The sequence below is a fragment of the Lachnoclostridium sp. Marseille-P6806 genome (assembly GCF_964238185.1).
GTDB lineage: Bacteria > Bacillota > Clostridia > Lachnospirales > Lachnospiraceae > Brotaphodocola.
This window is the reverse complement of sequence record NZ_CAXSLG010000014.1, coordinates 1-21,118: the sequence shown is the minus strand read 5'-3', so window position 1 is coordinate 21,118 and position 21,118 is coordinate 1. Positions and strand designations below refer to the sequence as shown.

The 21,118-nt window shown below is 47.7% G+C and carries 12 protein-coding genes and 1 other annotated feature (1 of these 13 cut by a window edge); of the genes, 10 read left to right on the top strand and 2 right to left on the bottom strand.

Annotated features, from left to right (window positions below; translation table 11 throughout):
* Positions 1 to 126 (top strand) — a binding site (T-box leader); it begins 112 nt to the left of the window's first position.
* 133 nt (positions 127 to 259) lie between these two features.
* The 6 genes from ACESON_RS14765 to ACESON_RS14740 all read left to right on the top strand — a co-directional run bounded on the left by ACESON_RS14765 (position 260) and on the right by ACESON_RS14740 (position 7,898).
* Positions 260 to 757, top strand: coding sequence for a TRAP transporter small permease subunit (locus ACESON_RS14765; protein WP_177958674.1), 498 nt, complete (start codon positions 260 to 262; stop codon positions 755 to 757).
* Positions 754 to 3,090, top strand: coding sequence for a TRAP transporter large permease subunit (locus ACESON_RS14760; RefSeq protein ID WP_177958673.1), 2,337 nt, complete (start codon positions 754 to 756; stop codon positions 3,088 to 3,090). The genes ACESON_RS14765 and ACESON_RS14760 overlap by 4 nt, the downstream gene beginning before the upstream one ends.
* Positions 3,091 to 3,280: 190 nt before the next feature.
* The gene (locus ACESON_RS14755; RefSeq protein WP_373110680.1) at positions 3,281 to 3,853 is read left to right on the top strand and encodes a DUF4230 domain-containing protein; all 573 of its coding nucleotides are present in this window, start codon (positions 3,281 to 3,283) and stop codon (positions 3,851 to 3,853) included.
* Positions 3,854 to 3,873: 20 nt separating this feature from the next.
* Entirely contained in the window at positions 3,874 to 4,497 is a 624-nt protein-coding gene (locus tag ACESON_RS14750) for a DUF4230 domain-containing protein (RefSeq protein WP_177958671.1), read from the top strand.
* Positions 4,498 to 4,499: 2 nt separating this feature from the next.
* Positions 4,500 to 5,924, top strand: a complete 1,425-nt coding sequence (locus ACESON_RS14745; RefSeq protein ID WP_177958676.1) for an ATP-binding protein — start codon at positions 4,500 to 4,502, stop codon at positions 5,922 to 5,924.
* Positions 5,925 to 6,032: 108 nt separating this feature from the next.
* Positions 6,033 to 7,898 carry a flavocytochrome c gene (locus ACESON_RS14740; protein WP_373110678.1) on the top strand — a complete coding sequence of 622 codons (1,866 nt, stop codon included), beginning with the start codon at positions 6,033 to 6,035 and terminating at the stop codon, positions 7,896 to 7,898.
* Between the two features lie 102 nt (positions 7,899 to 8,000).
* On the opposite strand, the gene ACESON_RS14735 is transcribed toward ACESON_RS14740, so the two are convergent.
* On the bottom strand, positions 8,001 to 8,711 hold the full coding sequence (locus ACESON_RS14735; RefSeq protein WP_177958669.1) for a response regulator: 711 nt from the start codon (positions 8,709 to 8,711) through the stop codon (positions 8,001 to 8,003).
* Positions 8,712 to 8,752: 41 nt separating this feature from the next.
* Positions 8,753 to 11,143, bottom strand: coding sequence for an endonuclease MutS2 (locus tag ACESON_RS14730; protein WP_373110676.1), 2,391 nt, complete (start codon positions 11,141 to 11,143; stop codon positions 8,753 to 8,755).
* Positions 11,144 to 11,349: 206 nt separating this feature from the next.
* Here ACESON_RS14730 and ACESON_RS14725 point away from each other — a divergent pair, with 206 nt between their 5' ends.
* The 4 genes from ACESON_RS14725 to ACESON_RS14710 form a co-directional block, all read left to right on the top strand.
* Positions 11,350 to 12,675 (top strand): trypsin-like peptidase domain-containing protein, encoded by a 1,326-nt coding sequence (locus tag ACESON_RS14725; RefSeq protein ID WP_373110675.1) that lies wholly within the window; start codon positions 11,350 to 11,352, stop codon positions 12,673 to 12,675.
* An 82-nt stretch (positions 12,676 to 12,757) separates the two neighbouring features.
* Positions 12,758 to 13,720 (top strand): 3'-5' exoribonuclease YhaM family protein, encoded by a 963-nt coding sequence (locus ACESON_RS14720; protein WP_373110673.1) that lies wholly within the window; start codon positions 12,758 to 12,760, stop codon positions 13,718 to 13,720.
* Positions 13,721 to 14,221: 501 nt separating this feature from the next.
* Positions 14,222 to 15,697, top strand: coding sequence for a 23S rRNA (uracil(1939)-C(5))-methyltransferase RlmD (gene rlmD / locus ACESON_RS14715; RefSeq protein WP_373110671.1), 1,476 nt, complete (start codon positions 14,222 to 14,224; stop codon positions 15,695 to 15,697).
* A gap of 286 nt (positions 15,698 to 15,983) precedes the next feature.
* On the top strand, positions 15,984 to 21,118 hold a 5,135-nt coding region (locus ACESON_RS14710; RefSeq protein ID WP_373110670.1), incomplete at its 3' end, for a polysaccharide lyase family 8 super-sandwich domain-containing protein.

The window sequence follows — 21,118 nt, the reverse complement described above, 5'->3', positions numbered from 1 at the left end:
AACGCATGGCAATTAGGTTTCCACGGGTGTTTCCCGTTACAGAAACCGCGTATGCTGGTACGCTTTGATTCGTACTTGTTTCATTCAGGAGACAGGGTGGTTGCGGATATGGATTCCGTCCCTATTTCAGGGACGGTTTTTTTTTACCATAATACACTGTTTAGGTAATGCGATGCCGCGGTAATGTATAAAATACTTTGGCGGAAGAGAGGACGGATTCAAAGATGTTCTGCAGCAGAAAGAAAAGGAGGATGTAGGTATGAAAATGTTCAAAAAAGTCATGAACGGACTGGCATTTGTGGAAAAGCTGATTCTCGCTGTGTCCACGCTGCTGATTCTGGTACTGACAGTAGGAAATGTATTTTCCAGAAAGGTAATCCATCAGTCCTGGTCATTTACAGAGGAGCTGGTGGTAGCTGTTTTTGTTCTGATTACGCTGCTGGCTGCTGCATTGGCCTGCAGAGAGGGAGGGCTGGTGAATCTGTCTCTGGTAACGGATCGTTTGCCGGCCCGTATGAAGAGAGGATTTCTTTTGGTAAATACAGTTCTTAGTGTATGCTTTACCAGCGTGCTGTTTTACTACGGCCTGGAAAAGGTGCTGGCTCAGCTGGAAAACGGAAAACGCACCTATGTGCTGAACTGGCCGGAATGGATTTTCTGGTCCTTTGTTCCCATTGGAGCCGCCTGTATGATTCTTCACTTTATTGAATTTTATCTGGACACCTGCGCCAGAGAGAAGGAGGACAGCCAGTCATGATCAGTGTAATCTTATTTCTCTCATTTTTTATTTTCCTGCTGGTAGGTATTCCCATCGGAATCTGCCTGGGACTTTCCGCAATCTGCGCAATTTTGTATTCAGGAACCTCTCTGACCATTGTTGCGACTAATATGTATTCCGGTATCAGTAAATTTCTGCTGTTGGCGATTCCGTTTTTTGTACTTTCCGGCAATATTATGGCAAAGGCGGGAATCTCCAGACGCCTTGTAAAATTTGTCAATACCTGTGTAGGGCACCGCAGAGGCGGAATTGCCATTGTATGTGTCATTGTAGCCTGCTTTTTCGGAGCAATTTCCGGTTCCGGTCCGGCTACAGTTGCTGCTCTGGGAGCAGTTCTGATTCCTGCGATGATTGAAGAGGGCGGTTTTTCTGCTCCCTTCGCTACAGCGCTGATGGCAACCTCCAGTTCCATCGCCATTGTGATTCCACCCAGTATTGCTTTCGTAGTGTACGCCTCCATTACAGGAGTTTCCATTGCAGACATGTTTTCCGCAGGAATCGTTCCCGGTATTCTCATGGGCGCTGCTCTGGTTCTGGTTGTTATGTGGGAGACAAGGGTACACAACATTCAGCCAGTTCAGGAGAAAACCAGTATGAAAGAGCGCTGGGAAGCATTTAAAGACGCGTTCTGGGGATTTCTGATGCCTGTGATTATTCTGGGAGGAATTTACGGAGGAATCTTTACTCCTACAGAAGCTGCCGCAGTGTCAGTTGTTTACGGTCTGTTTGTAGGAATGGTGATTTACCGGGAGGTGAAGCTTTCCGACCTTTGGGAGCTGACCATTGATTCAGCAAAAACCACAGGCGGAATTATGCTGATTGTAGCCTGTGCATCTCTGTTTTCTTTTGTATGCACCCAGTTTGGAATTGCTCAGGCGGCATCAGAGCTTCTGGGAACCATTGCAAAAAATCAGGTTACCTTCCTGCTGATTGTTAATGTGATTTTCCTGATTGCAGGCTGCTTTATCGATGCAAACTCTGCTATGTACATTTTTATTCCTATTATGCTTCCCGTGTGCAGAGCGCTGGGATATGATGTTGTTGCCTTTGGCGTTGTTGCGACACTGAATCTGGCAATTGGGCAGGTAACTCCGCCGGTGGGCGTAAATTTATTTGTCGCAATTTCAGTGAGGCTGAAAAAGGGTATGGAGGTTACGCTTCCTCAGATTTCCCGAGCAGTGGTTCCCCAGATTGCAGCCAGTGTGGCTGTGCTTCTTGCAGTGACCTTTATTCCTTCTCTGTCTGTGGCTTTGCCGAAGCTTCTGTCAGGAAGCTCCTACACAGGCTTAGCGGCTGCTCAGACAGACAATGGCCAGAAAAACCAGGTGACTGGAGATTATCAGGTTCCGGATTACAGCGATCTGGGATGGGAAGAGCAGACCTGGAACTTTGCATGTTCTCCAACAGAAACCAGTACCTGGGCAGAAGGCGGAAGAAAGTTCGGGGAGATGATGGAAGAGGCTACAGGCGGAAAGATTCATGTGAATGTATATGCTGCGGATCAGCTGACCAACGGAAACCAGTCCGAGGGAATTCAGGCGTTGATGGACGGAGATCCGGTTCAGGTATCTATGCATTCCAATCTGATTTATTCTGCATTTGACCCACGGTTTAATGTGGTTTCTCTGCCTTATCTGTTTGAGTCTTCAGTAGATGCTGATGCGAAGTTAGACGGCGAGGCAGGAGAAATGATGAAGGGGATTTTGAAAGAGTACGGTCTTCACTGCATGGGAATTGCAGAAAACGGGTTCCGTCAGCTGACCAACAATGTGCGGGAAGTAAAAACGGTGGACGACATGAAAAACCTGAAAATCCGCGTGGCCGGATCCAATCTTCTGATGGAATGCTACCGGAGATGGGGCGCAGATGCCACCAATTTAAACTGGTCAGAAACGTATACGGCTCTTCAGCAGAAAACCGTAGAAGGACAGGAAAATCCGCTTCCGTCCATTGATGCAGCCAGTGTTCAGGAGGTTCAGCCCTACTGTTCTCTGTGGAATGCAAATTATGACTGCCTGTTTTTCTGTATCAATCAGAAGCTGTATGACAGCCTGACTCCAGAGCAGCAGGAGGCTGTGGACGAGATTGGCCAGCTGGCGACTCAGTATCAGCGTGAAATCAACCGCTCCGGCGACAATGATATTATGAGCCGGTGGGAAAGCAGAAACGGAGTAGAAATCACTCCTTATGAGGAGATGGATATTGATTCCTTTAAGAAGGCAGTAGAAGGAATTGACGAATGGTATATTGAAGAGCTGGAAAAGCAGAATTACCAGAATGCAAGGGAACTGGTAGAGGCTTTTCGGAGCTAAAATGAAAAAGAAAGAAAAATAAAAACAGCGTTTTTTCAGGCAAAGCCGGGAATCATGTCGGCTTCTGCCTGAAGGAACGCTGTTTTTCTGCTATTGCTTCGAGAGGGGGAATTGTATATAATGAAAAAGAAGTTTCCACAACAAAAGGGCGAAAAAACATAAAAGCGATAAAGAACAGCAGGAGAAAATAATGAAGAAAAACGAACCTGAGAAAAAACGATTTCCGATTATGGCGGCAGGCGCTGCAGTGCTGGCGGCCTGTCTGGTACTTCCGGCAGTGATAAGCAGAATAGAGAAAGAGGATGTCATTACTTCCGCGCAGCTGGAGAAAGCGATTGATATCAGTCAGCTGTCAACAGCGGAATTTGTGTATAATGGAATCGCGGAAAAGTATAATGAAGAGTACCCGGAACGGGTGGACTGCTACATTGCCTACAATGCAAGCGTGAAGGTTGGAATTCAGATGGAGGATGTGACCTTTGAAATTCAGGAGGAAGAAAAGACGGTGACTCCGGTGCTTCCGGATATTACGGTTCAGATTGCAACTCTGGATGAGAACTCGCTCAGCTATATTCCGAAAAATCCGGATGTTCCTCTGAAGGATATGCTGATCCTCTGTAAGGAGGATGCCATTCGGGAGGCAGGAGAGTCGGAAAAGCTGTATGAAACAGCAGAGGAAAATCTGAAAATGGTGATGGAAGCCCTTCTTTCACCGGTTCTTGAGAACGCAGGCTACTCCCTTGTATGGCAGGCTTCAAAATGACAGAAGAATGGAGGAGAACTATGAGAGGATATAGGACAGCAGGAATACTTCTGGCGTTGTCCGTAAGCATATGCAGTTTGACCGGATGCGGAGAGAAGAAAAAAGAGGCGGATTTTTCCGGAATTGCTTCGGTATGTGAGCTGGCAACCCTGAAATGTTATTATCATAATGTAGCAAAGGCAGAGACGGAGGCCAGCGGACTGTTTAAATGGCTTGGCACAGGATATAAGAAAATATGGACAGAGTACAGCGGGATTGTAGAGTTGGGAATTGACGTAAACCGTGTGTCCGTTTCCAAACCGGACAGCCGGGGAGTGGTAAAAATTGCCATTCCTGACGCAGAGATTCTGAATGTAGATCTGGATGAGGCATCTATGGGAGAGCCGCTGACAGATACAGGATTTTTTACAAAAATCACCAAAGAAGAAGAGACGGCTGCCTTGGCTGAGGCTCAGAAAAATATGGAGGAGACAGCCAGAAGCAACAGCGCTTTGCTGGCTCAGGCAAAGGAACGGGCAAAAAATGTAATTGAAGGCTATGTGAAAAATGTGGGTGAACAGCTGGGCGAAAAATATACCGTAGAATGGACAGAGGCTCCAGCCGGAGCCTCAGAAAGCGCAGGTGCAGAGGATAAGGGATTATGAAAATAAAGCTTCCTCTCTATTTCAAATTTATTTTGGGATATCTGGCCTTCGGTCTGCTGGGATTTGCCACGATTTCTACCTTTTCCTCAAGTATTATGTATGGACATCAGCTGGAATCCTATTCAGAGACGATTTATGATGAGGCAAATCTGATTGCTTCGTCATACAGTAGCGTATATCAGGGGAAAAATAATGGACAGACCAAAAAGCAGAATATGGATACGGCATATCTCCAGCTCCAGGCTGTGGCAGATTTTGCAGGAGCAGAGATCTGGATTGTCAACAGACAGGGAATCGTGGTAACAGACAGCAGCCGCTCAGCCAGGGCAGGAACAGAGATTCCCGGATTTGATCCAACGGCAACAGGAAACCGCCAGTATTCTGTCAGTGATTATTATGGACTGTTTCCCTATGATGTGATGACAGTTTCCGCGCCTATTACAGGAAATTATAATACCTATGGATATGTGCTGGTTCACATGCCTGTTTCCAGAATCCGGGAGGCCAGCAATAAAAGTCTTGATGTAGTTTATATTTCTGCGGCTTTTATTTTTGTACTGTCCCTGATTATTCTGCTGGTATTCCGCAAAACCGTATCCATTCCCCTGAAGAAGATTACGGAAGGGGCAAACGAATATGCGGCGGGAAATCTGGAATACCACATTGAGCTGAATTCCAGAGATGAGATGGGATACCTGGCGGCAACACTGAATTATATGTCCAGTGAGCTGGATAAGATGGAGGAGTACCAGCGGAATTTTATTGCCAATGTTTCTCACGATTTCCGCTCTCCTCTGACGTCAATCAAGGGATATCTGGAGGCGATTATTGACGGAACCATCCCTCCGGAGATGTACGAAAAATATCTGACCAGAGTAATTTCAGAGACAGATCGGCTGACCAAGCTGACCCAGGGAATGCTGACACTCAATTCCTTAGACAGCAAAGGATATCTTTCCCGGACTAATTTTGATATTAACCGGGTGATTAAAGATACAGCAGCTTCCTTTGAAGGAACCTGCGCCACAAAAAACATTGTGTTTGAGCTGACTTTTTCCGATACTATCCAGATGGTTTATGGAGATTTGGGGAAAATTCAGCAGGTGCTTTATAATCTGATTGACAATGCCATTAAGTTCAGCCATGCAGACTCTGTTATTTATATTCAGGCTTATGCAAAAAATGAGAAGGTTTTTATTTCTGTAAAGGATACAGGGGAGGGAATTCCTAAAGAGAGTATCAAGAAGATCTGGGAACGGTTTTATAAATCCGATCAGTCCCGCGGAAAGGACAAAAAGGGAACTGGACTGGGGCTGGCAATCGTAAAAGAGATTATCCAGGCACATGGGGAAAATATTGATGTAATCAGTACAGAAGGCGTTGGTTCGGAATTTATTTTCTCCCTTCCCCGCTCCACAAGCTTGTAGAAAAGGGAGAAAAAATGAAAATTTAATTGACATGAAATTAACGATATGATAAGCTGGAGCCGTATCCATGCGTTAAAGACGTATTTCATTTGGGAGGAAAGAAAGATTATGAGAAAATCAGGTAAGAAACTGGTTTCCGCAGTGATGGCAGCAGCTATGGTTCTGTCCCTGGCAGCATGCGGCGGCAAAACTGCCGACACAACAACTGCAGCAACAGAAGCAGCCACTACAGAAGCAGCAACTACCGAGGCAGAGACAACTGCAGCAGAAGAAACGGAACCGGCAGGCGAGAGCCAGCAGGCAGATATCGTAGTAATCGGAGCCGGCGGAGCTGGTATGACTGCAGCGATTCAGGCAGTGCAGGATGGAGCAACGGATGTAGTTGTTCTGGAGAAAATGCCGATTACCGGAGGCAATACAACCCGTTCTACCGGCGGACTGAATGCCTGTGCAACCAAGTATCAGGAAGCAGAGGGAATCGAGGATTCTGTTGATCTGTTTGTAGAAGATACCATGAAGGGCGGCAAGGAGTTAAACAATAAGGAGCTGGTTACTGTTATGGCAGAGAATTCTGCAGCAGCAGTAGACTGGGTAAATGAGATTGGCGGCGATTTAAGCGTTGTAGGCATGTTCGGCGGAGCGAGCGTAAAGCGTATTCATCGTCCTACCGATACCTCTGCAGTAGGACCTATGTTAGTAAAGGCTCTGAACAATAAGATGGCAGAACTGAACATTCCAGTTCTTCTGGAAACTACCGCAAAGCAGATTCTGGTAAATGACGAAGGCGCTGTATGCGGCGTTGTTGCTGCAGATAAAGACGGCAAGGAAATGACCATTGACTGTACCGCAGTAATTCTGGCAACCGGCGGTTTTGGCGCGAATGCAGAGATGGTAGAAGAGTACAAGCCGGATCTGGCTGGCTTTGGTACCACCAACCATGCAGGTGCAACCGGCGACGGCATTACCATGGCAAAGGAGCTGGGCGCAGAGTTCGTAGATATGGAGCAGATTCAGACCCATCCTACTGTAAATCCGGAGACCCAGACCATGTATACTGAGGGTGTGCGCGGAAACGGTGCGATTCTGGTTAATAAAGAAGGAAAGCGTTTTGTAAACGAGCTGGAGACTCGTGATGTAGTATCTGCAGCAATTCTGGAGCAGACAGACGGTCAGTGCTACCTGGTATTTGATCAGGCAGTAAGAGAGAGTCTGGCAGCGATTGAGTCTTATATTAAGAAGGGCATTGTAGCAGAGGCAGATACTCCGGAAGCACTGGGCGAGGAGATTGGCGTAGATGGCGCAGCTCTGGCAGAGACTCTGAAGGCTTATGCGGGATATCAGGCAGCAGGCAAGGATGACGAGTTTGGCCGTGAGAGCATGGAACTGCCGCTGGATCAGCCGAAGTATTATGCAGCTCTGTGTGCACCGGCTATTCACCACACCATGGGCGGTGTTAAGATTAACACAGCATGTGAGGTTCTGAAGGCAGATGGAAGCGCAATTCCTGGTCTGTTCGCAGCTGGTGAGGTTACTGGCGGCGTACACGGTGCAAACCGTCTGGGCGGAAATGCAGTAACTGATATCGTTGTATTTGGCCGTATTGCAGGTACCGGTGCAGAGGCTTATGTAGAAGCTAACGGCGGTCATACTGAGGCTGAGATTACCGCAGACGGCGGCGAGGCAGCTGCAGCTCCGGAGGTTCAGGGCAGCTATAAAGACGGCGTTTACGAGGGAACCGGCAAGGGCAACAACGGAGATATTACTGTTGAAGTAACCGTAGAGGGCGGAAATATCGTATCTGTTACCCTGAAGGAGCACGGCGAGACTGAGGGTATTTATGAAGCAGCAGAGAAGAGCGTTGTTGCTGACATTATTAAGACTCAGAGCGCAGAAGTAGATGCAGTATCTGGCGCAACCAATACCAGTAACGGTATTATGGAAGCAGTAACCAATGCTCTGGCAGAGGCAAAATAAAAACTTTAAAATAAGAATCAGGGAAATAAAATCCTGAAACAGGAAAAAGGAGCTGCAGCTCCGGTGGTAATTTCAAATGTTACCGCCGGAGCGCAGCTCCTTTTAACGTTTTACTTCGAACTTGTAGCCAATTCCCCAGACCGTAGTTAAAGCCCAGTCTGCGTGATCCTTGATTTTTTCCCGCAGCCGTTTAATGTGTACATCTACCGTGCGGGTGTCTCCGATGTATTCATAGCCCCAGATGTGATCCAGAAGCTGTTCTCTGGTAAATACCTGGTTGGGAGAGGACGCCAGAAAATAAAGAAGCTCCAGCTCCTTGGGGGGCATTTCCACGGAACGTCCCCGGTAAGTAACAGAGTAGTTCGTCAGATTGACAACCAGATCCGGATATTCCACGTATTTGCCCTGGTGGCTTTCTGTTGGAACAGACGGAGCCGGAACGGCCTGATATCGCCGCAGGACAGCCTTTACCCGTGCAACCAGCTCCTTGGAATCAAAGGGCTTGATCATATAATCATCTGCTCCCAGCTCCAGTCCCAGAACCTTATCAAAAATCTCGCCCTTTGCAGAAAGCATAATAATCGGCACCTGAGAAATGGTTCTCAGTTCCCGGCAAACCTGATAGCCGTCAATTCCCGGCAGCATCAGATCCAGAAGAATCAGATTGGGACGGAAATCCGGGAATATTTTCAACGCTGCTTCTCCGTCATTGACAATCTTCGTTTCGTAGCATTCCTTCATAAGATAAAGAGAAATCAGTTCCGCAATATTCTCATCGTCATCTACGATTAAAATCCGCTGTTTTTCAGCCATTTGTTGTGACCCTCCATGTTCAATATACAGTTTTTCAACAGTTATTTAAAAACAACAATCGTAACGCCTGCATCGCCCTCTCCGAATTCTCCAAGGTGGAATTCTTTTACAATTTTGACCTTTCGTAAATGCTTGTGTATGCCGGCACGAAGAGCTCCGGTTCCTTTCCCGTGAACCACCCGAACCTGAGGAAGATGGGCAATATAGGCATCATCCAGATATTTATCCAGCTGCGGAATCGCCTCATCTACAGTCAGACCCAGCAGGTTGATTTCCGGAGAGACAGAAGCAGATTTGGAAATTTTGATTCCGCTGCTTGAGGTGCCTTTCCGACGGTTTTCCAGACCAGGACCGCTGACAGAGTTATCCGGAAGAAGCTCCAGATCGTTTAAGTTGACCCGTGAACGGAGAATTCCCATCTGTACAAACAGATTGCCCTGGGCATCTGGAAGGGAGCTGACTGTACCCTTTAGGTTCATGGACAGAACCCGGACTCCGTCGCCTAACCGCAGGCTCTTGGGATTGATGGCCTTATGAGGCTTGCTTTCCTGTCTGAGGGAAAGCTTGCTGTCTACCTTCTTTAAATTATCCCGAAGCTTGGTGCGCTCCTGCTCCAGCGCCTTGGTATCCACACCAGAGGAGGAGGCCAGCTTATTGATATTTTTAATGGTGCGGTCTGCTGTCTCCTTGGCTTCGCGGAGAATGCGCTGGGCCTCTTCGTTAGCAGAGCGGATGATTTTGTCCCGGCGTTCATCGAAGCGTTCTTCCTTTTTCTCCAGGCTGGATTTCAGGCGGGCGATCTCAGCTTTGTAGCTCTGAATTTCCTCCCGCTCCTTTTCGATGGTAACACGGCTTTCTTCCAGATGGCTGATAATATCCTCGAAGGTTTCGTCCTCCGCCTCCAGATGATTTTTGGCATCGTCGATAATATAGTCCGGCAGTCCCAGCTTTTTGGAAATAGCGAAAGCGTTGCTCTTTCCCGGAATTCCAATGAGAAGCCGGTAGGTGGGGCGCAGAGTAGCAACATCAAATTCGCAGCAGGCATTTTCTACTCCTGAGGTGCTGAGCGCATAGACCTTCAGCTCGCTGTAATGGGTAGTAGCCATGGTGCGGCACTTCATATTGTGCAGGAAGGTCAGAATGGAAATGGCCAGGGCGGCGCCTTCGGTTGGATCTGTACCGGCACAGAGCTCGTCAAAGAGACAAAGAGAGCGGCTGTCTGCCTTTCCCAGAATATGGACAATATTTGTCATATGGGCAGAGAAGGTACTGAGGCTCTGTTCAATGCTCTGCTCATCGCCAATGTCTGCAAATACTTCTTCAAAAACAGACAGCTCAGAGCCGTCAAAGGCTGGAATATGAAGACCTGCCTGTCCCATAAGGGTAAAAAGGCCGACTGTTTTTAAGGAAACCGTCTTACCGCCGGTGTTGGGACCTGTTACAATCAGCTGATCGAAATCATTTCCCAGCCACAGAGTAATGGGCACTACCTTCTGCGGATCCAGAAGGGGATGGCGGCCGTCCTTAATGTGGATACGCCCCTGGGTGTTAAAATGGGGCTGACTGCATTTGTAATGGCGGGAAAGAGCTGCTTTTGCAAAAATAAAGTCGAGCTGTGTGAGAAGCTCCAGATCCAGAGCCAGTACTTCGGTATAGGGCGCCAGTTCGTTGCTCAGGGAAGCCAGAACAGCCTCAATTTCCTTTTGTTCCTGGATTTCCAGGGTACGCAGCTCATTATTTAACTGGATCACTGCCATGGGCTCGATAAAAAGGGTAGATCCTGTGGCAGACTGATCATGTACCATGCCGTTGACCTGACTCTTGTATTCGGACTTAACCGGAAGACAGTATCTTCCGTCCCGCATGGTAATCACTGCATCCTGCAGATAGGTGCGGCTGGAGTTGAGAATGCTGTTCAGCTGAGTGTGAATCCGGTCATTGATGCCTCGCATGGAACGGCGAACCTGGCGAAGTCCTGGGCTGGCGTCATCGCTTACCTCATCTTCTGAGAGAATGCACCGCTTAATCTCTGTGTTGACAGGGGTTAAGGGCTCCAGCGTCCGAAACATACCGTCTAAGGAGTCATCGGGAAATTCCTCGGATTCTTCGTGACGGCCATAGGCCCGGGCCCGGGCTGCGGCTGTCAGAAGAGAGCTGACAGACAAAAGCTCGAGAATGCTGAGGGCGCTGCCGATTTCCAGACGTTTCAGCGAGTCGCGGATATCACGGACGCCGGAAAAGGACAGGCTGCCCTTTAAGCGGATTCGGGAAACGGCATCGGTAGTTTCGGTCTGGGCCTGCACAATGGCTTCGTAGTCTGTGGCAGGCATCAGATTTTTACATAACAGCTTTCCGGGAGCTGAACCGGCATACTCGGTAAGCTGACTGATGATCTTATGGTATTCCAAAGTTTTTAATGCTTTTTGATTCATATATTTCCTCATTCCTGATTTCTTGATTGGATCTGGCCGGAGGCCCTGGTTCCTTTACGATTATAACACGATTTCCCGGCACAGTGAACTTTTTCTTGCACATTTGCCTTAACAAACGTATAATGGAACTAATTAGGTAAAACGGGAAAACGTCAGAAGGGGGAAGTCTGACGAAAAGGGAGGACGCGAAGTAAGGAGGTTTTAATATGCCTGAAATACGTGATCCGGGAAGGGAACAGGAAAAGAAGGAAAACCGGCGGTTTATCAGTGAAAAGGTGGTTCGTCCTGCAAGAACCAGACGGCAGATGGCAGAACGGGGTGTGGTTCTTGTTCTGGCAGCTGCCGTATTTGGAGCCGTGGCGGCGGTGAGCTTTGCAGTGACTGTGCCGATGGCAGACCGTGTTTTTGGAGAGGAACCGGCTACGGAGCCTCCGATTTCCATTCCCAAGGATGAGCCTGCGGACACATCTGCCGCAGAGACAGTACAGACCGAGCCTGAGACAGAAAGCGAGCCCATCGAGGACCAGGTTCAGTCTGTTATTGAAAATTATCACTATACGATAGAGGACTTGAATTCTATTATAGGAAGCATGAGAGTTCAGGCCCAGAAGATAGATAAGGGTATCGCTGTGGTTCATTCTGTACAGCAGAAAACGGACTGGTTTGATAATCCTGTGGAGACCTCTGGTCTCTATGCAGGCGCTGTTATTGCAAAAACCGGTCAGGAACTTTTGATTTTAACGCCGGAAGCGGCTGTGGAGCAGGCCGATTCCATCAAGGTTTCCTTTTCTGGTGTGAGTGATGTAGACGGAAAGATGAAGCAAAAGGACAGTGTGGCAGGTCTGGCTATTGTCAGCGTTTCGACGGAAGCAATGGAGCCGTCGGTTTTAGACTCTATTCAGGTTCTTCCTCTGGGCAATTCCTATATGCTCAGGGAGGGCGAGCTGCTGATTGCGGCAGGAGGACCGGCTGGGATGATTCATTCCATAGATTATGGTACGGTTTCTTATGTCCAGAAAAATGTCCAGGTTACGGATCAGCATTGCCGTCTGTTATATGCGGACATTATGACAGATACCCGCAGCGGAACCTTTCTGTTTAATACAGCAGGAGAGCTGGTAGGATGGGCGCTGGAGCCTCAGACAGAGGGGGATGGGACAAGAGAGCGGAAAGCAGCTGCGGTTATGGGGATCTCTGATTATAAGGGAATTCTGGAAAAGCTGACCAATGGTCTTGGAATACCGTATTTTGGAATTGTAGGACAGCCGGTATCAGAGGCATTGGCAGAAAGCGGGCGTCCGAGAGGAATTTATGTCATTCATGCAGTGGCGGACAGTCCCGCCTACAGTGCAGGCATTCAAAATGGGGATGTGATTACTCATATAGATGGTCATGACACAACAAATATGAAGGAATTTCAGGGAATTGTAGAAAATCTGGAATGCGGACAGGTGATTCATGTGACTGTGGCCCGCAATGGCAGAGACGAATTTACACAGCTGGAATTTCAGGTGACGGTTGGGGCCAGATAAGAGTCAGAAAGTCCGGCGCTGCACAGAGTGGCAGAAGCATTATGAAACATAGAACAGTTACGAATATAGAAAGAGGACAATTATGAAATATCTTGACAGTTTAAGGGAAGGAATGCGCATTTCGGAGGTTTATCTTTGTAAAACAAAGCAGATTGCGCTGACAAAGGCAGGGAAGGAATACGGAAATCTGATTCTTCAGGATAAGACAGGAACAGTAGATGCCAAAATCTGGGATCTGGGTTCTCCGGGAATCGGCAATTTTGAGGCTATGGATTATGTCTGTGTAGATGCAGATGTTACGATGTTTATGGGTTCTAATCAGCTGAATGTTAAGCGGATCCGCAAGGCCGACGAGGGAGAATATATTCCGTCAGATTATTTGCCGGTTTCTTCCAAGGACATTGGAAAAATGTACACAGAACTTCTGGGAATTGTGGCATCGGTGAAAAATCCATATCTGCGGAAGCTTCTGGAGAGTTATTTTGGGGATCCGGATTTTGCAAAGGCATTCCGGTTCCACAGTGCGGCAAAGAGCGTTCATCACGGCTTTGTAGGAGGACTTCTGGAGCATACGCTGAGCGTGGCAAAGATGTGCAGTTATTTTGCAGAAGCTTATCCTATGCTGAACCGGGATTTGCTGTTGACAGCGGCTTTGTTCCATGATATTGGAAAGACGAAGGAATTGTCTACATTTCCGGAAAATGATTATACAGATGACGGACAGCTGCTGGGCCATATTATTATCGGTACAGAGATGATCAGTGATCACATTCGCGAAATTCCCGGCTTTCCGCCTAAGCTGGCTTCAGAATTAAAGCATTGTATCCTGGCCCATCATGGAGAGCTGGAATATGGTTCTCCGAAAAAACCGGCAATTCTGGAAGCGCTGGCCTTGAATTTTGCAGATAATGCAGATGCAAAAATGGAAACTATGATTGAGGTACTGCAGAATGCGGGAGATAATCAGGGATGGCTGGGATATAATCGCCTGCTGGAAACCAATATCAGAAAAACCTCAGATGGGGAAGGCGGAAAGAGCCGCTGAGCCAGAAATCTGGAGGGAGGAGGCAAAGCAGCAGAGCGCAGACGGAGCACTAGGGAAGAGGCGAAGCTGCAGAGAAGAGACGAAAGCACAGAAAACAAGCGAAGCTGCATCGAAAAGGGCTGCCAGAAAGTCCGGTATCCGGAACTTCTGGCAGCCCTCTTCAGGAGGTATACGTATGTTGTATGGTTTATATGTAAACGTTTCAGCCGCGGAAAGGGGAATCACATCGGCGAAACGACTTGTTGTTGGGCGACCCGGCAACGGTTGCGCGCTGTTTGCCGCCAGGCCTTTTATATAAGCGAATAACGAACCTTCTTTGTTCATTATTATGATGCAGATCCTAAGCTGTCGTTCTGTTCCGTCCTGCATCATGGTTATATCATACCGAAAAAATGTGTCTAAAGTTTGAGAAGATTCTAAAGTATTTCCAAAATTTGGGAAGAAATTATAACTTTTTTGGGAGCAAATGTTAAGAAATTCATATAAAGACAGGGAGAAGCTATGGATTGGAAGAAAAATGATGTATTTCAGACAATAATTGAGGATATGAGCGACAGTGGGGAAGGAATCGGGAAAACAGATGGGTTTACCTGGTTTATTAAGGATGCTGTCATTGGTGATCGGGTGGAGGCTAAGGCAATGAAAGTAAAAAAATCTTACGGCTTCGCCCGGCTGCTGCAGGTGCTGGAGCCTTCCGACAAGAGAACAGCCCCTCTTTGTCCAGTGGCCCGTCAGTGCGGCGGATGTCAGATTCAGGCTATGGATTATCAGGAACAGCTGCGCTTTAAAGAAAATAAGGTCTGCAGCAATCTGCGGCGAATCGGAGGTCTGGAACATCTGATTTTCAGAGATGAGGAAGGCAGCCTGCGGAATGAAGAGGATGGAACTACCAATGCATTGCGGAAGGAAGAAAGCATTGAATCCGGTGCGATCTCTGTTTATCCGATTATGGGAATGGAGAATCCCTGGCGTTACCGCAATAAGGCACAGTTTCCCTTTGGAAGAAGCCGGGACGGCCGGATTATTGCCGGATTTTATGCCGGTCGGACCCATTCTATTATAGAGACAGAGGACTGCCTTTTGGGAGTAAGGGAAAACAGCACAATTCTTCAGTGTATCCGTGAACACATGGAGCAGTATAAAATTGAGCCCTATGATGAAGCGAATCACAGGGGACTGGTTCGTCATGTTTTAATTCGGAAGGGATTTCGGACTGGAGAGCTGATGGTGTGCCTGGTGCTGAACGGAGAGGTGAAAGCCCTGACAGAAGCGGACGTGCTTGTAGAGCGGCTGAGAGGGCTGTTTGGAGACGGAACGGCTGTAACAAGCATTTCTGTCAGTATCAACCGAGAGAAGACAAATGTAATTATGGGCAGCAGGATCGTGAATCTTTTTGGGCCAGGATACATTACGGACTATATTGGAAATGTGAAATACAGAATCTCTCCGCTGTCTTTTTACCAGGTAAATCCGGTGCAGACAGAAAAACTGTACAGTACAGCTTTGGAATATGCAGAGCTGACGGGAAAGGAAACTGTTTGGGATCTGTACTGCGGAATCGGAACGATTTCCCTGTTCCTGGCCCAGAAGGCAAAACAGGTCTATGGCGTGGAAATCGTACCTCAGGCCATCGAGGATGCCCGCGCCAATGCCCGACTGAACGGTATGGATAATGTAAGCTTCTTTGTGGGAAAGGCAGAAGAGGTACTTCCGGAACAATATGAGAAGCATCAGGTATATGCCGATGTGATTGTGGTGGATCCGCCGCGGAAGGGCTGTGATACCGTCTGTCTGGATACCATTGTAAAAATGGGGCCGAAGCGGGTTGTGTATGTAAGCTGTGATTCCGCGACCCTGGCCAGAGATGTGAAATATCTGGGAGAGAGGGGATACCAGGTGGAGAAGGTGCGGTGCTGCGATATGTTTGGGCATTCTACGCACGTGGAGACAGTTGTGAAACTGGAGCGGAAAAATTAAACAGCGAGAAATATTCTTTTTCTATTATATAATGCTTGAATAGCAAGGAATAATGAAAATAATACAAAAATATCGGATAAATATATATTACGATTAGAAATGGAAAAATTCGCCTGAAAAAAGGCGAGGTAAATCAGAAAATAATCAATTTTGTAAGTTCGGCATTACTGATAAACTATAATTGTCACAATAAGGTGCTTTTGGGACAAAAACTGGGGGTAAGGGGGGAGTATACCTGGGGAGTAGTTCAGAAAAAGCAAGTGGAAATCCAAAAAGGAGAAGGTGCATGATGTATTTGAAGCAAAAAATGCGCAGGGGTATCAGCGCAGCGCTGGTAGCAGCCATGACGGCAGGAAATATCCTGACAGTACCGGCGGCTCCGACAGAAGAAGGCATGCCGAACGTGAAGAACACTGTGGAAACAGAAAGTTATCAGGCGGAACTGAATCTTTCTGACGGAGAAATGGTGTTCAAAAACAAGGTTCGAGGAGAAAAGGAGTGGAATACGGCAGATAAGGCCATGATTCCGGGGGCGACGATGTTTCTTGAGGGAGATAACAGCGCCCGAAAGGCAGATATGACTGCCGCAAATGTACTAAACAGCATGGATGCAGACGGGGGAGCAGCAGGCATGCAGATGAGCGGTGAACTGTCCGGTGTGAAGTCATGGTTTTTCTTTGACAATGAGATTCTTTGCCTTGGTGCAGACATTGCCAATACGGGAGATACGACAGACAAGATTATTAATGTTGTAGACAACGTGACAGTAGAAAAAACAACCTATGCCGGACTGACGAACCCGGCGAACGGCTATCGGAATATTTTGAAGGCATCGGTTGATACCAATGAGAAATACAGCTGGAAAAAAATTGTAGATACTGCAACTAAGGGAAGCCATGCGAGAAACTGGCTTACAGCTTCCGGCATTGAGGATTCACAAAAGTCACTGGAATGGAGCTATGTATTTGGCGATACTATTACCAACTCTAAGGTGTTTTATCGTTTCCCAACAGAGGGAACCGGCGAGGTAAAACAGTTTGAGCTGTGGACGCTGCCGGTAAACGGCGGTTATCAGTACACTCTGGGAGCTGGAAAAAAACAGGGTGATTTTGCCAATAATGCGCCGGCAGAAACAGAAAACAGAGTTCTGGAGAATACGGGAGCTATTCAGGCTGCTGAAAATGAATCTGAGGGGACTCTGGCTGTTAATAAGTGGACAGACGGCGAGGTGAATCTGAAAGGAAAAGTGGCAGAGGTTGCTTTAAATGAAGCGGCATCTGTAGTAATTGAGAAGGACGGCGCAGCTGGCAAGGCATTGATTACTGTGGCAAAGCCAGAGTCAGGCGCATCTTCACAGATTACCCTGTCAGCAGCTCTTGATGCAGAGTCTGCAAAGGAACTCGGCTCTTTAGGAGCAGCAGAGGTTACCACAGATGGGGGAACTGTGACAATGAAGCTGGATACGGCAAAAATGAGCAGTCCGGTTTCTGTAGAAGTTCAGTTAAAGAAGATTGATGTGGTAACAGGAGAGACCATCACTCTGGTAAGAGGGGATGAGGTGAAACTGGAAACACCTGAGGAATTAACAGGAAATGTTACCTGGAGCACAAAATTTCTGAAATATGATGGAACCTATCTTCGTAATGTAGGCTCATCCAAGAAGAAAAGAGAGCTGAAGGAAGGAGAGACGGATGGCACTCGTAAGGCTGGAGATGCGACAGCGGATCATCTGCTTTCCGTAACCGGAGTACAGGACGGAGCCATCCTGAATGCCAAGAATAAAGGTGAGATGGTTGTTGTTGCAGCGGATGAAAGCGGCAAGAGCAAGCAGTGGAAGGTGAAGGTTCTGCATGAGGATCCGGCAAATCTTCCAGAAGCAGGGCCGGAGGACTATGCAAAGATCCGTACAGCCTGGAAGGAGTCTCTGATTGGAACAAATCTGACAGAAGAGGATGGCGGACAGGAGATCCTGGATATCATCAATGCAGAGGCAGAGGGGTATTGGAATGCCTATGCCTATAAGGGACAGGAAACCTGTGAGGATGTTCCGTGGAAAGGGGACATTGGAGGAGGAAAAGAGAATCCGGATGTTCCTTACGAGGACGACGCAGTGGAATTCCGTCCTGCATTCCAGAAGGTTCTGTCTATGTGTAAGGCTTATGCGTCAGAAGGCGGAAAGCTGTACCATAATCAGGACATGCTGAAAGATATTATTCATATTCTGGATTATATGTGTACCCGTTGTTATGTTCCCAAGAGCCAGACCGATAACTGGTGGACCTGGGAAATCGGAATGCCAAAGGATCTGATTCCGGCTCTGATTCTGATTTATGACGAACTGTCGGAAGAACAGATTATGAAATATACAGAGGCGCTGTATTTCTTCCAGCCGGATCCTTACTGGGAGGGCGCAATCAACACAGCAAGCACCCATGTAAAGGGATATCGAGCAGCTCAGGGCGCCAACATCATCGACTGTTCCACAACGGCAGTTGGTTTGGGCGCTTTAAGAGAAGATAATGAGCTTGTTTATCTGGGAATGATGGCCTCTTCTCAGACCTTTGTAATTCAGCAGGTAGAGGACAGTACGAAGCTGGCAGAGGAAGGCTTTAAGAGCGGCTTCTATCCAGACGGCTCCTATATGGATCATGGACGTCTTGCTTATCTGGGTTCCTATGGCGTTGAATTCATGAAGGGCGGAGTAAAGATCCCGTCTCTGATTGGCGGAACTCCGTGGCAGTATCCGGAAGAGGTTCAGAAGAATCTGGAATATTATATTGTAGAAGGCTTTGGAAACGGAATATACCGGGGAATGATGTTAGACTGCCTGAAGGGCCGTTCTGTAGCCAGACCTGGAGGAAGCAACCGGGCAGCTGGCCGGGAGGCTATGATCTGCATTCTTCAGATGGTAGATTCTCTTAGCGCAGAAGCAAGAGCAACGACTCTTCCTATGCTGAAATCCTGGCTGGAAGAGGACGAGGGATTTATTGATTCTCTTCAGGGCGCAGAGAATATGGCAATTAAGAAGAAGGCAAGAGAAATTCTGGAAGACTCTTCAATCGAAGGCTATGTGGCACCGGTACATAAGTCCTATCCTCTGATGGATCGAGCTTTCCACAGAATGGATGATTATTTATTTGCAGTTTCCATGTTCTCCGAGCGTACACAGAATACGGAGATTATGAATGATGAAAACAGGTTTGGATGGCATCAGAATGATGGTATGACCTATATCTATGATCGCGATGACATGTATACAGAGAATTTCTGGAATACCGTGAACCCGCTGCGTCTTCCGGGAACAACGGTTGCAGCTATGAAGATTGATAATGGCGCACCGGACAGCTCTGGATTTATTCAGAAGGGCGACTTCCTGTCTACAGAAAGCTGGGTAGGCGGAAGCAGCATCGGAAATTACGGTATCAGCGGTATGGCATTCAGCGGAAAGATCAAAGGCGCAGAGGGAGATGCATCGACAACCTATGCTCCAGAGTTAAACGGCAAGAAGTCCTGGTTTATGTTTGATGATGAGATTGTCTGTCTGGGTGCGGATATTAACAATAAGAACATGAACGTTCCGGTAGAAACAACCATTGACAACCGGAAGCTGGATCAGGATGGAAACAATGGATTCCTGGTTGACGGACAGGAAATGGATCTTCCTGTAAAAGAGGCAAATGTTAAGGAGCTGGCAGACCGCAGCGTGGATGTATCAGGCGTTGCCTGTGAGGACATTCGCTGGGCTCATGTAGAGGGAACGGAATCTGCAGGAACCGGTTATTATTTCCCGGAGGAAAATACAGAGATTCAGGTACGTCGGGCAAAGACAACCGGAAGCTGGCGCGATATTGGAACCTTTGATGGAGAAAGCACGGAAAATTATCTGGAAATGTGGTTTGACCATGGGGAAAATCCCACTGGAGCATCCTACAGCTATGTTCTTCTGCCGGAAACTGACGCGGGAGAAACAGAAGCCTATGCGGCAGCGCCGGAGATTGCTGTTTTAGCCAATAATAAAGATGCGCAGGCTGTATACCATAAGGGTCTGAATATAACAGGCATTAATTTCTGGAATAAAAACGGCGGATCGGTAAATGATGTAACCAGCAGCAGCGCAGCATCTGTGATGCTTCAGGAGTCAGAGACAGGCCTGCTGACCGTAGCAGTTTCTGATCCGACTATGAAAAACCAGGGAACCATCCAGATTACTATTCGCAAGCCGATTGCCTCTGAAGAAAAGCTGGATGAAAATGTATCCTGTGAACAGAAGGAAGATGGAAGTGTAGTTTTAACCTTCCAGATGAAGGGAACCAACGGCGCCTCCTCCATGGCAGAGCTTCAGCTGCAGGCGTCTGTTTATCCGGCAGCTGTTCGTCTGGAAAATGGTGAGAGCCAGCAGTTTGAGGTTCGTGATTATGGTATGGGAATCCAGGAAACATCCTGGTCTGTATCTGGAACAGAACAGGAACTGGCAGAGGGTACCACAGTAGATGAAAATGGACTGCTTCAGATTGACGAGGAAGAGGCAAATAATGCCCTGGTTGTAACTGCAGATACAGATGCAGGAGCAGAGCTTCAGGCATATGTATCCTTAGGCAGCCCGGCGTCTGCAGAGCTTCCGCAGGAGATTCAGGATCTGAAAATCACCATAAGGAATGCTCTGAAGGCAGCAGAAGAAAATGGAACAGATTCTGAAGAGGCCAGAGAGGCTGTGAAGCTTGCAGTAGAAGAAATTGCGGATACAGACAATGATAAGCTGATTCGCTACATGATGGATGATGTTCTGGCTGTTTCTGAGCTGTATCAGGAAGCATTCGCAGGAACTGAGTATGCAGTGGAGGAGGCAGAAGAGATATCTGAGGATGCCGCAGAGCTGAGTCCAGCAGAAGCTCAGGGTATGGCTTTAAGTATTCTGCCGTCTGAGGCAGAAGGTCCTTCCAGAGCAGTTCTGGTGATTGGCGAGGCTGAGGAAGAAGACAGACCGACAGCAACACCGTCTAATGCAGAGATTCTCGATGAGGAGGATGCAGACATTGTAGACGAGGATGAGTGGATTCTGTCTGAGGACGAGGAAGCAACACCGTCTAATGCAGACTTCGTGGAGAATCGCAAGGCCACTGCGTCAAATGCAGATACAGAAGAAGATGCTCCGGCAGCAAAGGCAACGGATTCCAATGCAGAAGAGCCGGATAAAAAACCGGTAGTTCCGGAGAAGCTTGGCGGCGTAAAAGTAGATGCAGAGCACTGCTATAGCTTTGGAACGCAGTTGTTCCTGGAAAAGGAAGACGGAGAGAGAAACAGACTGTCTATGAAGGCTCCGATTCGCCTGGAGGTAGCTCTTCCAGAGTGCATTGATCCGGAAAGAAAGATAGTGGCAGCAGTATTTGGTGAAAACGGAAAAGAATATCCTCTGACCTGGAA

Excerpts from the sequence above, each read along its gene's own strand:
- ACESON_RS14765 (WP_177958674.1), top strand. The coding sequence starts at position 260 with ATGAAAATGTTCAAAAAAGTCATGAACGGACTGGCATTTGTGGAAAAG.
- ACESON_RS14760 (WP_177958673.1), top strand. The coding sequence starts at position 754 with ATGATCAGTGTAATCTTATTTCTCTCATTTTTTATTTTCCTGCTGGTA.
- ACESON_RS14755 (WP_373110680.1), top strand. The coding sequence starts at position 3,281 with ATGAAGAAAAACGAACCTGAGAAAAAACGATTTCCGATTATGGCGGCA.
- ACESON_RS14750 (WP_177958671.1), top strand. The coding sequence starts at position 3,874 with ATGAGAGGATATAGGACAGCAGGAATACTTCTGGCGTTGTCCGTAAGC.
- ACESON_RS14740 (WP_373110678.1), top strand. The coding sequence starts at position 6,033 with ATGAGAAAATCAGGTAAGAAACTGGTTTCCGCAGTGATGGCAGCAGCT.
- ACESON_RS14735 (WP_177958669.1), bottom strand. The coding sequence starts at position 8,711 with ATGGCTGAAAAACAGCGGATTTTAATCGTAGATGACGATGAGAATATT.
- ACESON_RS14730 (WP_373110676.1), bottom strand. The coding sequence starts at position 11,143 with ATGAATCAAAAAGCATTAAAAACTTTGGAATACCATAAGATCATCAGT.
- ACESON_RS14725 (WP_373110675.1), top strand. The coding sequence starts at position 11,350 with ATGCCTGAAATACGTGATCCGGGAAGGGAACAGGAAAAGAAGGAAAAC.
- ACESON_RS14720 (WP_373110673.1), top strand. The coding sequence starts at position 12,758 with ATGAAATATCTTGACAGTTTAAGGGAAGGAATGCGCATTTCGGAGGTT.
- rlmD (WP_373110671.1), top strand. The coding sequence starts at position 14,222 with ATGGATTGGAAGAAAAATGATGTATTTCAGACAATAATTGAGGATATG.